Here is a 409-nt window from a genome sequence, read left to right on the forward strand (position 1 = left end):
CGCCTGCAGGCCGCCATCGGCCTCGCGCACCAGCGGCCGGACCGGCTGCAGGCGTCGCTCGAACGCATCGAACGCGAGAGCGTGCGCATGGACCGCCTCGTCGGCGAGCTGCTGACCTTGTCGCGCCTGGAAGCGGCGACCACGTTGCCCGCCACCGAACCCGTGGACCTCGTCGAGATGGTCGACCAGATCGCCGACGACGCCCGCTTCGAAGCCGGCGCGGTGGTGGACGTCGACGCGCCGGAACCGGTCACGGTGCGCGGCGCCCCGGACCTGCTGTGGAGCGCCGTCGAAAACATCGTGCGCAACGCCGTCAAGCACGGTCCGGGCGGCCCCGTGGACGTCCGCGTGCATCCGGACGGCGGCCTCGTTCACATCGAAGTCCTCGACAAGGGACCCGGCATCGCGT

The 409-nt window shown here is 71.9% G+C and carries 1 protein-coding gene; it reads left to right on the forward strand.

Features of this window, described 5'->3' with window-relative positions; genetic code table 11:
- The coding region (locus tag ACEN88_RS34415; RefSeq protein ID WP_413346893.1) for a sensor histidine kinase at positions 1-409 on the forward strand (409 nt) is incomplete at both ends.

The organism is Massilia sp. CT11-108, from assembly GCF_047302915.1.
GTDB lineage: Bacteria > Pseudomonadota > Gammaproteobacteria > Burkholderiales > Burkholderiaceae_D > Telluria > Telluria orientalis.